The following is a 15,207-nucleotide window of genomic DNA, read 5'->3' on the forward strand; positions in this document are numbered from 1 at the left end:
CATTGTAGAATGCACTCTTTTCCTTTATGGGACCGCTCAAAGACAGAAACGCAACGCCACCAGAATCGGCGTGAACCAAGAGACCTGCCATTATGAACCGTCGCCGCCGTATTTACGAAGGCAAGGCCAAGATCCTCTACGAAGGTCCGGAGCCAGGCACGCTTATCCAGTTCTTCAAGGACGATGCGACTGCCTTCAACAAGAAAAAACACGAAGTCATCGACGGCAAAGGTGTGTTGAATAACCGGATTTGTGAATATGTTTTCACGCATCTGAACAAGATCGGCATTCCCACACACTTCATCCGCCGCCTCAACATGCGCGAGCAGTTGATCAAGGAAGTCGAGATGATCCCGCTCGAGATCGTCGTGCGCAATGTCGCCGCCGGCTCGCTGTCGAAGCGACTCGGCATCGATGAAGGCGTGGTTCTGCCGCGCTCCATCATCGAGTTCTACTACAAGTCCGACGAGCTGGAAGACCCGATGGTCTCCGAAGAGCACATCACGGCCTTCGGCTGGGCCAACCCTGCCGAGCTTGACGACATCATGGCACTGGCGATCCGTGTCAACGACTTCCTGTCCGGCCTGTTCTTGGGCGTCGGCATCCAGCTGGTCGACTTCAAGATCGAATGCGGCCGCCTGTTCGAAGGCGACATGATGCGCATCATCCTCGCCGACGAGATTTCGCCCGATAGCTGCCGCCTGTGGGACATCGAGACCCAGAAAAAAATGGACAAGGACCTGTTCCGCCGCGACATGGGCGGCCTCGTGGAAGCCTATTCCGAAGTGGCACGCCGTCTCGGCATCATCAATGAAAACGAACCGATCCGCGGCACCGGCCCTGTCCTGGTAAAGTAATTTCGGCCTCGTGAAATAATATCGGCCTAGCAAGGTAAAATCAGGAGAAGATCAGGTGATCAAGGCACGGGTGACTGTTACGCTGAAGAACGGCGTTCTCGATCCGCAGGGCAAGGCAATCGAAGGCGCACTCGGCAGCCTCGGTTTCGGTGGCGTCGGCCATGTCCGTCAGGGCAAGGTCTTCGATCTGGAACTGGAAGGTGCAGACAAGGCCAAGGCCGAGACCGACCTGAAGGCGATGTGCGAAAAGCTCCTGGCCAATACGGTTATCGAAAACTACTCTATCGCCATTCTCTAAAGCCGCAGGAGCCGCCGACCATGAAATCCGCTGTCGTCCAACTTCCCGGCCTCAACCGCGATCGCGACATGATCGCGGCACTCACGAAAATCTCCGGCAAGGCGCCCGTCACCATCTGGCAGACGGAGACGACTATCCCGGATGTCGACCTGATCGTCATTCCGGGCGGTTTTTCCTATGGCGACTATCTGCGTTGCGGTGCGATTGCTGCACGGATGCCGGTCATGCAGGCCATTCGCGAAAAGGCTGAACAGGGCGTCAAGGTTCTCGGCGTCTGCAACGGCTTCCAGATTCTGGTCGAAGCGGGCATGCTGCCGGGCGCGCTGATGCGCAACGCCTCGCTGAAATTCGTGTGCCGCGAAGTGAAACTCGAAGTCGTCAACAACGACACCGAATTCACCCGCGCCTATGACAAGGGTCAGGTTCTGCGCTGCCCAGTCGCCCACCACGATGGCAACTATTTCCTCGATACGGATGAGCTTAAGTCCGTCGAAGACAACGGTCAGGTCGTTTTCCGTTATGCAGATGGCACCAATCCGAACGGCTCGTTGAACGACATTGCCGGCGTCATCAACGCCAAGGGCAACGTTCTCGGCATGATGCCGCACCCGGAAAACCTGATCGAAGCTGCCCATGGCGGCAATGACGGCCGTGGCCTCTTCGCCTCGGCGCTTGGCGTTATCGCAGCCTGACAAGCGGGCGGGCCATCCCCGCCTGCCCTCTTCCCGATGATGCTTTTTATGGCTCCAGTTTTTGGCCCTTACCTTGGATGACGCGATGAACCGCCTGCTCCGTTCCCACGCCCCGAAGGCCGCTGGATTGCTTCTCGCCGCAGCAGCGCTTGCTGCGTGCCAGCCCAAGCCGCAACCGGCATCGTCCTCCGCATCCCGTGCGGCATTACCGACGATGGAGCGAATCGCGCTTGGCGCCAATGCCTGCTGGTTCAAATCGGGCGATCCGGCGTTCAAGGCCTATCGCCTGGCGCCCGAACTCAACTCCTTCTCGGGCCGTCCGCGCATTCTGCTCGTACCGCGCAACAGCCCGGAATCGCGCCCGATGCTGGTTATTCAGGCAGAAGGCAACCCGGCAAAGCTCGACGCTTTCGGCCCCGTTATGAACGAAGCCATCTCCGGCCGCATCGCAACCGACGTCAAACGCTGGGCGAATGGCGGCAAGGGCTGCTGATCGGGCAAAACTGCGCTAAAAGCCGGCCAAATACAAAAAAGACCCGCCGACGCCGGTTGGGACTGGCGTGGCGGGCCTGCCGAATGGCTGTTCAGGCACCGGGGAAAGATGGCGCCGCTCTCCGGCAGAAAATCAAAGCGGCCGCGACGGCCATGAAAACAGCTGCGATCTCGCGGCCTCCTTCAAGGCCTCGTCCCGCGTAACGCCGATATCGTCCAGAAGATCGTCGGACAATTCCCGCAAGGCAAGCCGTCCCTGACGTTTGCCATGCCAGTTGGACAATCCCGCAATCAGGCGGCCAATAAGCGTGTGAGCGATCCGGGCCGGAAAGGGCGACGGTGCGACCATGTCGCCGGTATCGCGGAACACGCGTTCCCGTTCGTAGCCGTCAGGATAAAGCGTATCCGCTGTCGAAAGGTATTGATCCATCTTGCGCATATTGCACCTATTGTCTCCGTGCGTTTGATCTCATTGACTGCATCCGATAAATACAATTGACTTGCGGACAGATACAATGCATAAATTGTCACCATGACAAATTGGCTTCCTGATATCACCGAGGGCAACGGCCCCATCTACCTTCGACTCGCGGACAAGATCGAAGGCGCAATTTCGGATGGCATCTTGCAGGCCGGGTCGAAATTGCCGCCGCAACGCAATCTCGCTTTCGATCTGGGCGTTACAATCGGTACAATCAGCCGGGCATATGCCCTAATCCACGAACGCGGCCTCGTCAGCGGCGAAGTCGGCCGTGGCACCTATGTCAACGAGCGTAAGGCTGCCGCCCCGTTATCACGCGTGGAACCGACGGCATCGGCATTCGGCGGCACGCGCTACGCGGTGGACACCAGCGCCGAATTCCGCCTGAACACCACGGCTGCTCCCGATGTCGGGCAGAGCGCGCTGGTCAGCAAACACGTCGAGGCCGTGACGAGAGAGCATCCGTTCGAAATTTCCAACTACACCCGCTCCTTTCCCGACAACTGGTGCATGGCGGGCGTTCGCTGGCTTTCCCAGAATGGCTGGTCGCCGAAACCGGAAAACATCGTTTCGACGCTTGGCGCCCATGCTGCGGTGATGAGTGTGGTAACGGCAATGACCGCGCCGGGCGACCGTATCGTTTTCGAACCCCTCACCTATTCCCATATCAGCCGCAGCGCCGCCCTTGCCGGACGGCGGGTGACACTGGTGGAAGTGGATGAGAAAGGCATTATCCCCTATGATTTCGAGCGCGTTTGCGCCCAACAGCATCCAAAGATGATCTTCCTGATGTCGGCGGGCCAGAACCCGACCTGCGCCACCCTGCCCGAGGAGCGGCGGCGGGCGATCGCCGATATCGCCCGCAGATACGGCGTATGGATCGTGGAGGACAATCTCTATGGCGCCATGACGCGGGATGCGATCCCACTCATTGCGGAATTCGCGCCCGATCTTACTTTCGTCGTCGGCGGCCTGTCGAAATCCGTTTCCGCCGGCGTCAGGGGTGGCTGGGTCGCCTGCCCGGCGCAATTCGCCTCGAGAATTCGCATTTCGCATTCGATGATAACCGGCGGACTGCCGTTTATGCTGGCCGAACTGAATGCACGCCTCGTCAACAGCGGCGACGCAGACGACATCCGCAAGGACTGTATCGCCGAGATCAACCAGCGCGAGGCCCTCGCCAGACGCATCTTTGCGGGGCTGGAATTCAACTCCCTGCCGGACATCGCCTTTCTGTGGCTGAGGCTGCCTGAACCGTGGCTGTCTGGAACCTTCCGCAGCGCCGCCATGAAGGAAGGTGTGCTGATAGACGACGAGGACGAGTTTAAGGCCGGGCGCACGGAGAAGGTTTACCACCGTGTCCGCATCAGCCTTTCCGGGCCGTCAAACCAGGAAGAACTGAAGCATGCCCTGGGTATCCTGCGGCATCTGCTCGACAATGGTTCAGCCGGCTACGAAAGCGAGGCGTGAGCGGGAACGAGTCTTTCCTGCAACACGCCCCCTAATTCAGTAACTCATTATTTACCACGCCGACGAATCTGCCATCCTTTCCCTACTTCGGAGCGGGGAATGATTCGATGGCAGCATTCAGTTCCATATCCGCCAGGGCATTTGTTGCTCTCGCGATGGTTTTCGCAGCATGTGTGTTGAGTGACATGACGCCGGCCGCCGCCGCAGACGGCACGGTGTTCGATGAATTGCGTTTCGGGGTCACAACCTCGCTCGCCGATCGCAATGGTGGCGGCGAAGATGGTGTCTTCCCGGCTTTCACTGCCTATTTCGATCCTTTCGCGAGCGCCTCGGCGGTCACCTTTGGCGAAAAACTTGCCCGACCGCGTCTGCATCTGGGTGCGGAAATCGGCACCGAGGGCGAAGCAAATACCATTTACGGCGGTATCAACTGGACCTTCGACCTCAATCCGAAGATTTTCGTCGACCTCGGCTTTGGCGGCCTGTGGCATGACGGCAGGCTGCGAAACGGTCCGGGCGAAACTGGCGCGGAATTCGGTTGCCGCGTGCTTTTTCATGAATATGCCGCCATCGGATATCGCTTCAACAGCAACTGGAATATTTCGACCCAGATCGAACATGCCTCCCATGCCAATCTGTGCGATGGCCCCAATGACGGGCTGACGCGTGTCGGACTTATGGTCGGCTACAAGTTCTGAATAACCCAACAAAGCAGCGTTTTGCTGGCAAAACTGCGCATTTTCCTGTCGCACGGAGAGGCCTCTTGCGCTAAAGAACCGGAAACTTTCCTCGGCTCGAACCGCGTGAGACCTATGTCGATTCCAAACTCCATCAAGATCACCCCGGAACTCGTTGCATCCCACGGGCTGAAGCCCGACGAATACCAGCGTATCCTCGACCTGATCGGACGGGAGCCGAGCTTTACCGAGCTTGGCATTTTCTCGGCCATGTGGAACGAGCACTGCTCCTACAAGTCCTCCAAGAAATGGCTGAAGACCCTGCCCACCACTGGCCCGCGTGTCATTCAAGGCCCCGGCGAAAATGCCGGCGTGGTGGATATCGATGATGGCGACTGCGTCGTCTTCAAGATGGAAAGCCACAACCATCCGTCCTACATCGAGCCCTATCAGGGTGCGGCAACCGGCGTCGGCGGCATCCTGCGCGATGTCTTCACCATGGGCGCACGCCCGATCGCAGCCATGAATGCGCTACGTTTCGGCGCACCCGACCATCCGAAGACCCGCCACCTCGTGGCTGGCGTCGTCGCCGGAGTCGGCGGTTACGGCAACTCCTTCGGCGTGCCGACCGTCGGCGGCGAAGTGGAATTCGATCCCCGCTATAACGGCAACATCCTCGTCAACGCCTTTGCCGCCGGACTTGCCAAGTCCGATGCGATTTTCCTTTCGGAAGCCAAGGGCGTCGGCCTGCCGGTGGTGTATCTCGGTGCGAAGACCGGCCGCGACGGCGTCGGCGGCGCGACCATGGCCTCTGCCGAATTTGATGAGTCGATCGAAGAAAAGCGCCCAACCGTTCAGGTCGGCGACCCCTTCACCGAAAAGTGCCTGCTGGAAGCCTGCCTCGAGTTGATGAAAACAGGTGCGGTCATCGCCATTCAGGACATGGGTGCCGCCGGCCTTACCTGCTCGGCCGTCGAAATGGGCGCCAAGGGTGATCTCGGTATCGAACTTGATCTCAACGCCGTACCGGTGCGCGAAGAGCGCATGACGGCCTACGAAATGATGCTATCGGAAAGCCAGGAGCGCATGCTCATGGTTCTCGAGCCGTCCAAGGAAGAAGTCGCCAAGGCGATCTTCGTTAAATGGGGCCTGGACTTCGCCATCGTCGGCAAGACCACCGACGACCTGCGTTTCCGCGTGCTGCACAATGGCGAGGAAGTCGCCAACCTTCCGATCAAGGATCTCGGTGATCAGGCTCCGGAATACGACCGCCCGTGGACGCCCGCCAAGGTTCAGGCTCCGCTTGCGGAGAACGACGTTCCTGATGCAGACATTGCCGACGCATTGGTGTCACTGGTCGGTTCTGCCAACAACTCCTCGCGCCGCTGGGTCTACGAGCAGTATGACACGCTGATCCAGGGCAATTCCCTGCAGCTGCCAGGTGGCGATGCCGGCGTTGTCCGCGTTGAAGGCCATGACAAGAAGGCGCTCGCCTTCTCCTCCGACGTGACACCGCGTTATGTCGAGGCAGACGCCTTTGAAGGCGGCAAGCAGGCCGTGGCCGAATGCTGGCGCAACATCACCGCAACCGGCGCTTTGCCGCTCGCGGCCACCGACAACCTCAATTTCGGCAATCCGGAAAAGCCCGAGATCATGAGCCAGCTCGTCCATGCCATCAAGGGCATCGGCGAAGCCTGCCGCGTACTGGAATTCCCGATCGTTTCCGGCAACGTCTCGCTCTACAACGAGACCAACGGTCAGGCGATCCTGCCCACCCCCACCATCGGCGGCGTTGGCCTGCTGAAGGACTGGGGCCGTATGGCGCGCATCCGCTTTGCCGCCGCGGACGAAGTCGTGCTGCTGGCGGGCGCGCCTGCCGGTCTTGGCACCCATATTGCCCAGTCCGTCTACATGCGCGACGTGCATGGCCGCATCGATGGCCCGGCACCGCATGTCGATCTGGAAGCTGAAAAGAGAAATGGCGATTTCGTCCGCGCCCTTATCGCAGACGGTCTTGCCACAGCGGTTCACGATTGCTCCTCGGGCGGCCTGGCTCTCGCGGTTGCCGAAATGGCAATTTCCTCCGGCATCGGCGCGACGATCGACGCGGTCGAGGGCCATAATCCCGTCCTCACCTTCTATGGCGAAGATCAGGGCCGTTATGTGCTGACCGTCAAGAAGAGCGATCTGGATGAAGTGCGCGCGGCAGCGAAGGCAGCGGGCGTTTCCTGCCCGGCGATCGGCGTCACCGGCGGCTCAAGCGTAAAGCTGGGCACGGCACGCGCTATCGAGATTAAAGAATTGCACTTGGCCTATGAATCGTGGTTCCCTCAATTCATGGATGGCGAAACTCTAATCGCCGCAGAATGAATTAAGGAGATACACCATGCCCATGAAACCCGGCGACATTGAAGACATGATTAAGGCGGGAATTCCCGGGGCAAAGGTCACGATCCGCGATCTGGCCGGTGATGGCGATCATTACGCGGCGGAAGTCGTCGCGGATGCTTTCAAGGGCAAGACCCGCGTGCAGCAGCACCAGATGGTCTATGACGCGCTGAAGGGCAATATGGGCGGTGTTCTGCACGCCCTTGCCCTGCAGACCTCGGCTCCCGAATGACTGCGCCCGGAAAAGCGTCTCCGGCAGGACGGTTTCACTGTCCTTGCCGCGGCAACGCTTGAAGCCATGGATTGAAAAAGGCCCGCGTGAGACTGTCACGCGGGCCTTTTCTTTTCCGGCAAATGGCGCGTGCCGCTTACAAAACAGGTGGCTGCTGGGATTCCAGATCGGCAAAGGAGGCGGCCGGCAACGGCCCAGCCGTCAGCAGGGTAAAATCGTAACCGGACTTGCGGTCCGGCCCCAGAACATATTGCCGGTGCATGCGCAGGAAGTTGCGCTTGTTCTTTTTGTAGCGGTCGGGTGAAAGCGAGTGCTTGAAACGGATCGGCACGATCTTCGGCTGCGGCGCATCCTTGTGCCCGGTCAGCGCCACGGTGTTGCAGCGGTAGAGGTGGATCGGATCCGTCAGGCACTGGATATCGAACCATGTCACTTCAGGGTGACACGCAATCACGCCGACGCTCTGGCGAAGCCTGTCCGCACTCGACAGCAGCGCGCATTGCAGCGCAGCGCCACCGAGCGTCGCAAAGGACAGCTTCCGGCCATCCAGCGCATCTGGCCGCAGTTCCAGCACACGGCCTATCACGGCGAGCGCCAGGCTGGCGCCCATGCTATGCGACACGACCAGAACCTCCTCAGACGGCTGCTCCAGCGCCTTGAGAACGAGGGCTGCCTTCTCTTCGATCCAGTTGCGGGCAATCGGCTCATCGCGCCCGACGGCCAGCGCAAAGCGCCAATCGGCATAAAGATGCAACGTATGAAACCGCTCGGCGAAAGGCAGAAACGCCTTCACGAAGAACAAGGCCGCAGCGGGAAGACTGATCGCAAGCAACCAGAGCGGCAAACCGAACAGCCATGGCGAGAGCGCGATCCCCGCCGCAAGCGCACCCCCCACCAGCATCAGCAGAAACGGGAAAATGAAGAACAGGCCGAAACGCCAGGCATGACGGAGGTAACGCCCTGCCCCACCTTCCGCGACGATACCGGCCGCAGCCGCAAAGCCTAGTGCGATCTGCCGCCAGAGTGGCGCATCCCGCAGGCGCGATATCACCGCATTGTGGTCGTAGACGAAGATGGTGGAACGCGTCCGCCAGTCGCCGGCCGAGGCCTCCACCGAGAATGTTTCGCCAGCCGGAGAGTTCTCCAGCGCACCCACGGCATAATTGACATCCCACGTCTTGCCAGCAAGCGCTGCCGCCCGCTGATAGCGCAGATGATGCGCAGCCGCATCGAGCGGATCGAAGCCCGGGAAATAAAGAACAAGTCGTGACTTGACGGTCGGCATGCATAAACCCTCGGGCTGGAGACACCCGAAAGGATCGCTTGATACAGTGGGCGATGCACGTATAGTAAAAAACGCGACGGAAATATGATTTATTTGTTGCGAGGGAATTTTGTCTGGGATCGTCGATCAATTGCTAAACGGCGTCGTCAAAGGCGCTCTGTCCGAAGTCCTCGCCAAGACAGGCCTTCGCAAAACCCGCCGCATCCGCCGCCGGACCAAAAGCAACACGTCCCTCGCAGGCGGCATTGTCGGCTCCGTGCTGGAAGCGGCAATCAAAGCAGCCGTCAAACCCAAGCCGGCCAAAAAACAGGTGAGCAAAAGACGCGCCGCCGCCGCCCGCAGCAGACAGCGGCTTCGATGATGCATCACCTCCGCCTGCTTCCCACCTTTTTAGTGTTGGCGATTTCGGGGCCGCTACAAGGTGCCGCAGAGGTTAAGAGCAGCAAAGAGATCAAGATCGGCTTCGTCGTGGAGCTTGATGGTGCTGATCGGATATCCGGCACAGCCTTCTGCAAAACCGGCAACACCTGCCGCCTGGTGGACCAGAAAAGTCCAAAGTTAATTCTCGATATTGAAGTGAACAGTTTCTATAGCGAAATGGAGATTGACTGTGAGGACGATTGCTCACTGCCGGGCGGAATGCAAGCCATAACGTTCGATAGCGCTCGCGAATTCCATATTTCGGAAGGCGAAACAGGTGTATTGATACAATCAGTCTTCAGACGGTGGAGGCAGATCGGAAAAATAGTTCTCGACTTTTCTTACCCGAAGAGAACGACGCGCTGGTAGCGGGGTTGCGACCTTCACTTAGCGATACCACACCAGCGCATTTTTTACGCTTCCCGGGTGGAAATCGCGCCGCGACATGTTATTTAGGGACAAAGTCAAAGCAGCGGCCTTGAACCGCATGTGAAAGGAATAGGCCTATGAGCGGCATTCACGATATGATCGACAGCGAAGTGAAGAGCAACGACATCGTTCTTTTCATGAAGGGCACCCCGCAATTCCCGCAGTGCGGGTTTTCCGGTCAGGTCGTACAGATCCTCGATTATCTCGGCGTCGACTACAAGGGCGTCAATGTGCTCGCCGATGCCGACATCCGTCAGGGCATCAAGGATTATTCCAACTGGCCGACCATCCCGCAGCTCTACGTCAAGGGCGAATTCGTCGGCGGCTGTGACATCGTAAGAGAGATGTTCCAGTCCGGTGAACTTCAAAATCACTTCCAAGAACAGGGTATCAGCGTCCGCGGCGCGGCCTGATTTCGGCCGGTTCATCCGGCCCACCCTGATTGTCAGAAAACTTATGCCAGGCGTTGCTTCATGCAACGCCTTTGCCGTTCTTTTTGGGGCAATCCTGTGACAGAACTTTCACAATCCACCACTTCGCGCGCCGTTTCGATGGGGCGCACGGAATTCATCGCGCTTGCCGCGATGCTGATGGCGCTGAATGCGCTTGCCATCGACATCATGCTTCCCGGCCTTCAGGAAATCGGCGCGTCACTTGGCGTCGTGAATGAAAACCACCGTCAATACGTCATTTCCAGCTATCTTCTAGGCTTCGGCATTGCCCAGCTTCTATACGGACCGATCTCGGACCGTTTCGGGCGCCGCAAGCCGATGCTCGTCGGCCTGGCAATCTACATCGTTTCGGCTATTGCCGTCGTCTTCGTACCTTCATTCACTGGCCTGCTGGTTCTGCGCTTCATTCAGGGCATCGGCTCTGCGGCGACGCGCGTCATCACCATTTCGATCGTGCGCGACATCTATGGCGGCCGTCAGATGGCGGAAGTCATGTCGCTGATCATGATGGTATTCATGGTCGTTCCGGTCATCGCACCCGGCACTGGCCAGATCGTGCTGTTTTTCGGTGACTGGCACCTTATCTTCGCCTTCATGGCCGGAATTGCCGCCGTCGTGACCGCCTGGATGTATTTCCGCCTGCCGGAAACCCTGCATGCCGATGACGTCAGGCCTTTCACGGTTCGTTCGATCCTCGGTGGCTTCAAGATCGTGCTCACCAACCGTATCGCGCTCTGTTACACGCTCTCCAGCACATTCATCTTCGGTGCGCTGTTCGGCTTCATCAATTCCGCCGAACAGGTCTATAAGGGCATCTACGGGCTGGGCGCATGGTTTGCGGCCGCTTTTGCGGGCGTCGCCCTGTTCATGGCCTTCTCGTCCTTCATCAATGCAAGGCTTGTCGGCAGGTTTGGCATGCGCAAGCTGTCGCACGGGTCGCTGCTCGGCTTCATCGCCATCACCTTCGTGTGGCTGGTGGTACAGATGGTCGGGCCGGAACCGATGCCCTTTGCGATCTTCATCGTGTTCTTCGCGCTTGCCATGTTCCAGTTCGGCTGGATCGGCTCGAACTTCAACTCGCTCGCCATGGAGCCGCTCGGCCATGTCGCCGGCACGGCCTCGTCCGTCATTGGCTTCATGGGAACCGTCGGCGGTTCGCTGATCGGTGCCGTTATCGGTCAGGCCTTTGATGGCACGGCGCTGCCAATGGTAGCCGGCTTCTTCGCCGTCTCCATTATCGGCCTCGTCTTCGTGCTGATCGGAGAAAAGGGCGTGCTGTTTCAGGCCCACAACAAGCCGACGCACTAAGGGCGGACAGGCAAATAAAAAGGGCGCGGAACTCGGTTCCGCGCCCTTTTTTGTTGATCAAAGCCGAACTTCACTCAAACCGTGAAAATCTTCTCGCGCAGCAATTCCCATGTCTCCTGATCAGGAGCAAGCAGCAGGCCACCCTCAAGGTGGCGCGGCAGGTAAGGCGAGCCGTCGAAACGGGCGGCGTAGGCGCCCGCTTCCTGCGAAAGCAGGGTGCCAGCGAGATGATCCCAGGGCATAAGCTTGTTGTACATCAGGAAATGCATGTGGCCGCCGCAGAACACGCGGTATTCATGCGCAGCACAACGGTAGCTGGTGAAGAGCCGCACATCCGCGAGGTTCATGAGAATCTTGCGGCGGGTCTCCACGTCAAAATAACCGGTGTTGGCGATGCCGACCATCTGCGACAGTGCCGGTGCGGGCACGACGGACATCTGCGTCTGCGAGCCATCGGCGGCACAAAGCCATGCGCCGGAACCCTTTTCGGCAATCGCCCAGTCATTGCCCATCGGATCGAAAATGAGACCGGCAACGGTCTCGCCCTTGGAGATGACGCTCATCATCACGCCAAACAGCGGCAGGCCCGACGCGAAGTTGTAGGTGCCGTCGATCGGATCGACCACCACGGCAAGATCCGCATCCGCAAGCTTGCCAAGCAGCGAGGCATCCGCCGCAACGGCCTCTTCACCGATGAACAGCGCCTGCGGCATGATTTCCTGCACGCGGGCGCGGATCAGCCGCTCAGCAGCCTCGTCAGCCTCGGTTACGAGGTCTATCGCCTCGCTCTTTATCCTGACGTCGCCCTCACCCAGATTACGGAACCTCGGCAGGATTTCCACTGCCGCCGCCTCCTGAAGCGCATTGGCGAGAGAGGCGATGTCGAGTTCGATAGCCATGGGCGATATCCTTCTATTTAAGCATCAATATTATAAGGCCACGATTTCCCGGCGCAGCATCTTCCAGCTTTCCTTGTCGGGTGCCGACAGGATGCCGCCTGTCGTCTGTCCCGGCCGGTAGGGCGTATTGTCGAAACGGGCCGTGTAGCCGCCCGCTTCCTGATGAATGAGAACGCCGGCGAGATGATCCCAGGGCATCAGTTTTTCGTGGCCGATGAAGTGCAGCTTGCCAGTCGAGGCAAGCCAATATTCATGAGCCGAGCAATTGATTGAAAGCGCCATCTTGATCTTGGCCATATTGGCGGCGATCACCGGGCGGCGATCTTCGTGGCTGTGACCCCAGGAAAATATACCGACCATTTCTGACAATGGCAGGGGGTCGGCAACCTTGAGCCTTGCCTGTGAGCCGTCCTTGCGGTGGAGATAAGCGCCCTCGCCTTTGAGAGCAAGGATGGTATCACCCATGACAGGATCGTGGATGATGCCTGCGACCGTCTCACCCTTGACGGTGACGGCGAGCAGCGTGCCGAAAGCTGGAAAACCGGAAGCATAGTTGAAAGTGCCGTCGATTGGATCGATCACGAAGGCAAATGGTGCATCGGCAAGGGCAGGAATAACGGATTGATCCGCGTCATATGCCTCTTCGCCGACAATATGGGCCTTAGGAAACCGTTGCAGAAGAGCGGCGGTTATCGCCTTTTCCGTCAGAATATCCGCCTCGGTGACGAGATCGACCGCAGAGGTCTTTTCGGAAATCGCGCCTGCATCGAGATTGCGGAAGCGGGGCATGATTTCCTGGCGGCCGGCAGCGGCAACGGTGGAAATCAGAAAGTCGATATCTTTATCGGAAAGGGTCATCGCTAAGGGCACTTCTTCATAAGGGAGGGCTGGCCTCCGTACGCTCTTCAGGTGACGCCCCGGTGACAGAAAGCGCCGAGAAATCAAAAAGCTTCGGGTCGAGCAGATGCGATGGATTGACATGGGCAAGCGCCCGCAGCATCACGTCCTTGCGGCCCGGCATACGCCTTTCGATGTCAGCCAGCATCTCCTTCATGGCATTGCGCTGAAGCCCGTCCTGCGAGCCGCAGAGGTCACAGGGAATGATCGGGAATTCCATCGCCGCCGCGAATTTCGCCATATCCTCTTCGGCGCAATAGGCAAGCGGGCGCAGCACCATCAGGTCGCCCTCGTCGTTCATCAGCTTTGCCGGCATGCCAGCCAGACGGCCGCCATGGAAGAAGTTCATGAAGAAGGTCTCGAGAATATCCTCGCGGTGATGGCCGAGCACGAGCGCGTCGCAGCCCTCTTCCCGCGCAATACGGTAGAGATTGCCGCGCCGCAGCCGCGAACAGAGCGAACAATAGGTGCCACCCGCCGGCACCTTTTCCTTCACAACGGAATAAGTGTCGCGATATTCGATGCGATGTGCGACGCCGATCTTCGCCAGATATTCCGGCAGGACGTGCTTGGGGAAATTCGGCTGGCCCTGATCCAGATTGCAGGCAATGAGTTCCACGGGCAAAAGGCCGCGCCACTTCAAATCAAGCAGCAGCGCCAGAAGGCCGTAGCTGTCCTTGCCGCCGGAAAGGCCTACCAGCCAGCGCTTCTGGCCGTTCAGCATGCCAAAATCCCCGAAGGCCTGACGTACATTGCGCAACAGCCGCTTGCGCAGCTTGTTGAAGGAGACAGAACGGGGTGCCGCGTCGAACAGCGGATGCGAAGCGCCATTTTCTCCGGCCAGGTCCTGATCGGCCTCGACCTCATCTGCGATGCTGGTGACAATGTTCATGATTAGCCCGCTCTGGCATTCAGCCATTTTCAATGCAGGAAATGCCCGCATCCGCCCGCAATATCAAGCCCCGAATACCGACCAGCCGGTTTTCGTCGCCAGCATTTCCAGCGCATGCGACCCAAGCGCCGAATTGCCGACCTTGTTCAGACCCGGCGACCAGACCGCAATCGACGCCTTGCCCGGCGCCACTGCCATGATGCCGCCGCCCACGCCGCTCTTGCCCGGCAGGCCGACATGATAGGCGAAATCGCCCGATCCGTCATAATGGCCGCAGGTCAGCATCAGCGCATTGATGCGTCGCGCGCGTCGGTCTGACACAACCGTATGACCACTCAGCGGATTGCGGCCGCGATTGGCAAGGAAAAGACCGGCCCGTGAAAGCTGCGCGCAGGTCATGGACAGCGCGCACTGATGAAAATAGACGCCCAGCGTATATTCAACGGGGTGATGCAGATTGCCGAAGGACCGCATGAAATTGGCAAGTGCGAAATTGCGGAAACCCGTCGCCTGCTCGGATTTCGCCACGGTGTCATCAATGCTGATCGTGTCATCATCAGCGAGATAACGGACGAAACGCAGAAGCTCGCCAATCGCCTCGCGCGGCTGGTGGCCGGAAAGAACGATATCCGTCACCACGATGGCACCGGCATTGACGAAGGGATTGCGCGGAATGCCATGCTCGTGCTCCAGCTGGACGATGGAGTTGAAGGACGACCCCGACGGCTCACGCCCCACCCGGTTCCACACCGTCTCGCCCGCCTTGCCGAGCGCCAGCGTCAGCATGAAGACCTTGGAGATGCTCTGGATCGAAAACGGCGTGAGCGCATTGCCGGCTGTATAGGTGGTTCCGTCGACAGTGGTGATGGCGATACCGAACTGGTTCGGATCGACCTTGGCGAGTTCCGGAATGTAATCCGCAACTTTGCCCTCGCCCAGGCGCGGCACCATGCTGTCGTAAATGGAATCGACGATCGCCTGAATGTCCTGCATGCAAAGCCTTCCCCAGCAAACAAAAAAGCCGCCCCGAGGGGCGGC

The 15,207-nt window shown here is 59.1% G+C and carries 18 protein-coding genes; 12 read left to right on the top strand and 6 right to left on the bottom strand.

The features are described from left to right. The first annotated feature begins 92 nt into the window (after nucleotides 1–92). From purC to ACZ5A6_RS07790, 4 genes are all read left to right on the top strand, one after another. The gene (purC, locus tag ACZ5A6_RS07775; protein ID WP_003516002.1) at nucleotides 93–857 is read left to right on the top strand and encodes a phosphoribosylaminoimidazolesuccinocarboxamide synthase; all 765 of its coding nucleotides are present in this window, start codon (nucleotides 93–95) and stop codon (nucleotides 855–857) included. A gap of 55 nt (nucleotides 858–912) precedes the next feature. After that, on the top strand, nucleotides 913–1,155 hold the full coding sequence (gene purS, locus ACZ5A6_RS07780; protein ID WP_003495372.1) for a phosphoribosylformylglycinamidine synthase subunit PurS: 243 nt from the start codon (nucleotides 913–915) through the stop codon (nucleotides 1,153–1,155). 20 nt (nucleotides 1,156–1,175) lie between these two features. Then, nucleotides 1,176–1,847 (top strand): phosphoribosylformylglycinamidine synthase subunit PurQ, encoded by a 672-nt coding sequence (gene purQ, locus ACZ5A6_RS07785; RefSeq protein WP_003516005.1) that lies wholly within the window; start codon nucleotides 1,176–1,178, stop codon nucleotides 1,845–1,847. A gap of 85 nt (nucleotides 1,848–1,932) precedes the next feature. After that, nucleotides 1,933–2,340, top strand: coding sequence for a hypothetical protein (locus ACZ5A6_RS07790; RefSeq protein WP_003516006.1), 408 nt, complete (start codon nucleotides 1,933–1,935; stop codon nucleotides 2,338–2,340). 132 nt (nucleotides 2,341–2,472) lie between these two features. Here the strand turns inward: ACZ5A6_RS07790 and ACZ5A6_RS07795 are convergent, their stop codons facing one another. Beyond that, entirely contained in the window at nucleotides 2,473–2,778 is a 306-nt protein-coding gene (locus tag ACZ5A6_RS07795; protein WP_003516008.1) for a DUF1127 domain-containing protein, read from the bottom strand. 93 nt (nucleotides 2,779–2,871) lie between these two features. On the opposite strand from ACZ5A6_RS07795, the gene ACZ5A6_RS07800 reads away from it, so the two are divergent. The 4 genes from ACZ5A6_RS07800 (at nucleotide 2,872) to ACZ5A6_RS07815 (ending at nucleotide 7,587) form a co-directional block, all read left to right on the top strand. Beyond that, nucleotides 2,872–4,290, top strand: coding sequence for an aminotransferase-like domain-containing protein (locus tag ACZ5A6_RS07800; protein ID WP_464110903.1), 1,419 nt, complete (start codon nucleotides 2,872–2,874; stop codon nucleotides 4,288–4,290). Nucleotides 4,291–4,397: 107 nt separating this feature from the next. Then, nucleotides 4,398–4,988, top strand: a complete 591-nt coding sequence (locus ACZ5A6_RS07805; protein WP_003516010.1) for an acyloxyacyl hydrolase — start codon at nucleotides 4,398–4,400, stop codon at nucleotides 4,986–4,988. Nucleotides 4,989–5,102: 114 nt separating this feature from the next. Continuing rightward, on the top strand, nucleotides 5,103–7,337 hold the full coding sequence (gene purL, locus ACZ5A6_RS07810; RefSeq protein ID WP_003516011.1) for a phosphoribosylformylglycinamidine synthase subunit PurL: 2,235 nt from the start codon (nucleotides 5,103–5,105) through the stop codon (nucleotides 7,335–7,337). Nucleotides 7,338–7,353: 16 nt separating this feature from the next. Then, on the top strand, nucleotides 7,354–7,587 hold the full coding sequence (locus ACZ5A6_RS07815; protein WP_003516012.1) for a BolA family protein: 234 nt from the start codon (nucleotides 7,354–7,356) through the stop codon (nucleotides 7,585–7,587). A 136-nt stretch (nucleotides 7,588–7,723) separates the two neighbouring features. On the opposite strand, the gene ACZ5A6_RS07820 is transcribed toward ACZ5A6_RS07815, so the two are convergent. Continuing rightward, the gene (locus ACZ5A6_RS07820) at nucleotides 7,724–8,872 is read right to left on the bottom strand and encodes a hypothetical protein (RefSeq protein ID WP_174061120.1); all 1,149 of its coding nucleotides are present in this window, start codon (nucleotides 8,870–8,872) and stop codon (nucleotides 7,724–7,726) included. A gap of 109 nt (nucleotides 8,873–8,981) precedes the next feature. Here ACZ5A6_RS07820 and ACZ5A6_RS07825 point away from each other — a divergent pair, with 109 nt between their 5' ends. From ACZ5A6_RS07825 to ACZ5A6_RS07840, 4 genes are all read left to right on the top strand, one after another. Further along, nucleotides 8,982–9,233 carry a hypothetical protein gene (locus tag ACZ5A6_RS07825; RefSeq protein ID WP_174061119.1) on the top strand — a complete coding sequence of 84 codons (252 nt, stop codon included), beginning with the start codon at nucleotides 8,982–8,984 and terminating at the stop codon, nucleotides 9,231–9,233. Next, entirely contained in the window at nucleotides 9,230–9,661 is a 432-nt protein-coding gene (locus ACZ5A6_RS07830; RefSeq protein WP_174061118.1) for a hypothetical protein, read from the top strand. The genes ACZ5A6_RS07825 and ACZ5A6_RS07830 overlap by 4 nt, the downstream gene beginning before the upstream one ends. Nucleotides 9,662–9,798: 137 nt before the next feature. Next, nucleotides 9,799–10,134 (top strand): Grx4 family monothiol glutaredoxin, encoded by a 336-nt coding sequence (gene grxD, locus ACZ5A6_RS07835; RefSeq protein WP_003516034.1) that lies wholly within the window; start codon nucleotides 9,799–9,801, stop codon nucleotides 10,132–10,134. A 138-nt stretch (nucleotides 10,135–10,272) separates the two neighbouring features. After that, nucleotides 10,273–11,481 carry a multidrug effflux MFS transporter gene (locus ACZ5A6_RS07840; RefSeq protein WP_026331057.1) on the top strand — a complete coding sequence of 403 codons (1,209 nt, stop codon included), beginning with the start codon at nucleotides 10,273–10,275 and terminating at the stop codon, nucleotides 11,479–11,481. Nucleotides 11,482–11,555: 74 nt separating this feature from the next. Here ACZ5A6_RS07840 and ACZ5A6_RS07845 read toward each other — a convergent pair whose 3' ends face one another. From ACZ5A6_RS07845 to ACZ5A6_RS07860, 4 genes are all read right to left on the bottom strand, one after another. Next, complete coding sequence (locus tag ACZ5A6_RS07845; RefSeq protein WP_003516036.1) at nucleotides 11,556–12,380, bottom strand: inositol monophosphatase family protein; 825 nt, start codon at nucleotides 12,378–12,380, stop codon at nucleotides 11,556–11,558. A 30-nt stretch (nucleotides 12,381–12,410) separates the two neighbouring features. Further along, entirely contained in the window at nucleotides 12,411–13,238 is an 828-nt protein-coding gene (locus ACZ5A6_RS07850) for an inositol monophosphatase family protein (RefSeq protein ID WP_003516037.1), read from the bottom strand. 16 nt (nucleotides 13,239–13,254) lie between these two features. Then, complete coding sequence (gene ttcA, locus ACZ5A6_RS07855; RefSeq protein ID WP_003516038.1) at nucleotides 13,255–14,169, bottom strand: tRNA 2-thiocytidine(32) synthetase TtcA; 915 nt, start codon at nucleotides 14,167–14,169, stop codon at nucleotides 13,255–13,257. Nucleotides 14,170–14,232: 63 nt separating this feature from the next. After that, nucleotides 14,233–15,162, bottom strand: a complete 930-nt coding sequence (locus tag ACZ5A6_RS07860; protein WP_003495341.1) for a glutaminase — start codon at nucleotides 15,160–15,162, stop codon at nucleotides 14,233–14,235. Nucleotides 15,163–15,207 lie beyond the last annotated feature (45 nt).

This window comes from Agrobacterium sp. 6Ca8, from assembly GCF_055382765.1.

What these genes read in the sequence shown, in the direction of transcription:
- purC (WP_003516002.1), top strand. Translation starts at nt 93, where the DNA reads ATGAACCGTCGCCGCCGTATTTACGAAGGCAAGGCCAAGATCCTCTAC.
- ACZ5A6_RS07790 (WP_003516006.1), top strand. Translation starts at nt 1,933, where the DNA reads ATGAACCGCCTGCTCCGTTCCCACGCCCCGAAGGCCGCTGGATTGCTT.
- ACZ5A6_RS07845 (WP_003516036.1), bottom strand. Translation starts at nt 12,380, where the DNA reads ATGGCTATCGAACTCGACATCGCCTCTCTCGCCAATGCGCTTCAGGAG.
- grxD (WP_003516034.1), top strand. Translation starts at nt 9,799, where the DNA reads ATGAGCGGCATTCACGATATGATCGACAGCGAAGTGAAGAGCAACGAC.
- ACZ5A6_RS07815 (WP_003516012.1), top strand. Translation starts at nt 7,354, where the DNA reads ATGCCCATGAAACCCGGCGACATTGAAGACATGATTAAGGCGGGAATT.
- ACZ5A6_RS07795 (WP_003516008.1), bottom strand. Translation starts at nt 2,778, where the DNA reads ATGCGCAAGATGGATCAATACCTTTCGACAGCGGATACGCTTTATCCT.
- ACZ5A6_RS07840 (WP_026331057.1), top strand. Translation starts at nt 10,273, where the DNA reads ATGGGGCGCACGGAATTCATCGCGCTTGCCGCGATGCTGATGGCGCTG.
- ACZ5A6_RS07850 (WP_003516037.1), bottom strand. Translation starts at nt 13,238, where the DNA reads ATGACCCTTTCCGATAAAGATATCGACTTTCTGATTTCCACCGTTGCC.
- purQ (WP_003516005.1), top strand. Translation starts at nt 1,176, where the DNA reads ATGAAATCCGCTGTCGTCCAACTTCCCGGCCTCAACCGCGATCGCGAC.
- ACZ5A6_RS07820 (WP_174061120.1), bottom strand. Translation starts at nt 8,872, where the DNA reads ATGCCGACCGTCAAGTCACGACTTGTTCTTTATTTCCCGGGCTTCGAT.
- ACZ5A6_RS07830 (WP_174061118.1), top strand. Translation starts at nt 9,230, where the DNA reads ATGATGCATCACCTCCGCCTGCTTCCCACCTTTTTAGTGTTGGCGATT.
- ACZ5A6_RS07860 (WP_003495341.1), bottom strand. Translation starts at nt 15,162, where the DNA reads ATGCAGGACATTCAGGCGATCGTCGATTCCATTTACGACAGCATGGTG.
- ttcA (WP_003516038.1), bottom strand. Translation starts at nt 14,169, where the DNA reads ATGAACATTGTCACCAGCATCGCAGATGAGGTCGAGGCCGATCAGGAC.
- ACZ5A6_RS07800 (WP_464110903.1), top strand. Translation starts at nt 2,872, where the DNA reads ATGACAAATTGGCTTCCTGATATCACCGAGGGCAACGGCCCCATCTAC.
- purL (WP_003516011.1), top strand. Translation starts at nt 5,103, where the DNA reads ATGTCGATTCCAAACTCCATCAAGATCACCCCGGAACTCGTTGCATCC.
- ACZ5A6_RS07805 (WP_003516010.1), top strand. Translation starts at nt 4,398, where the DNA reads ATGGCAGCATTCAGTTCCATATCCGCCAGGGCATTTGTTGCTCTCGCG.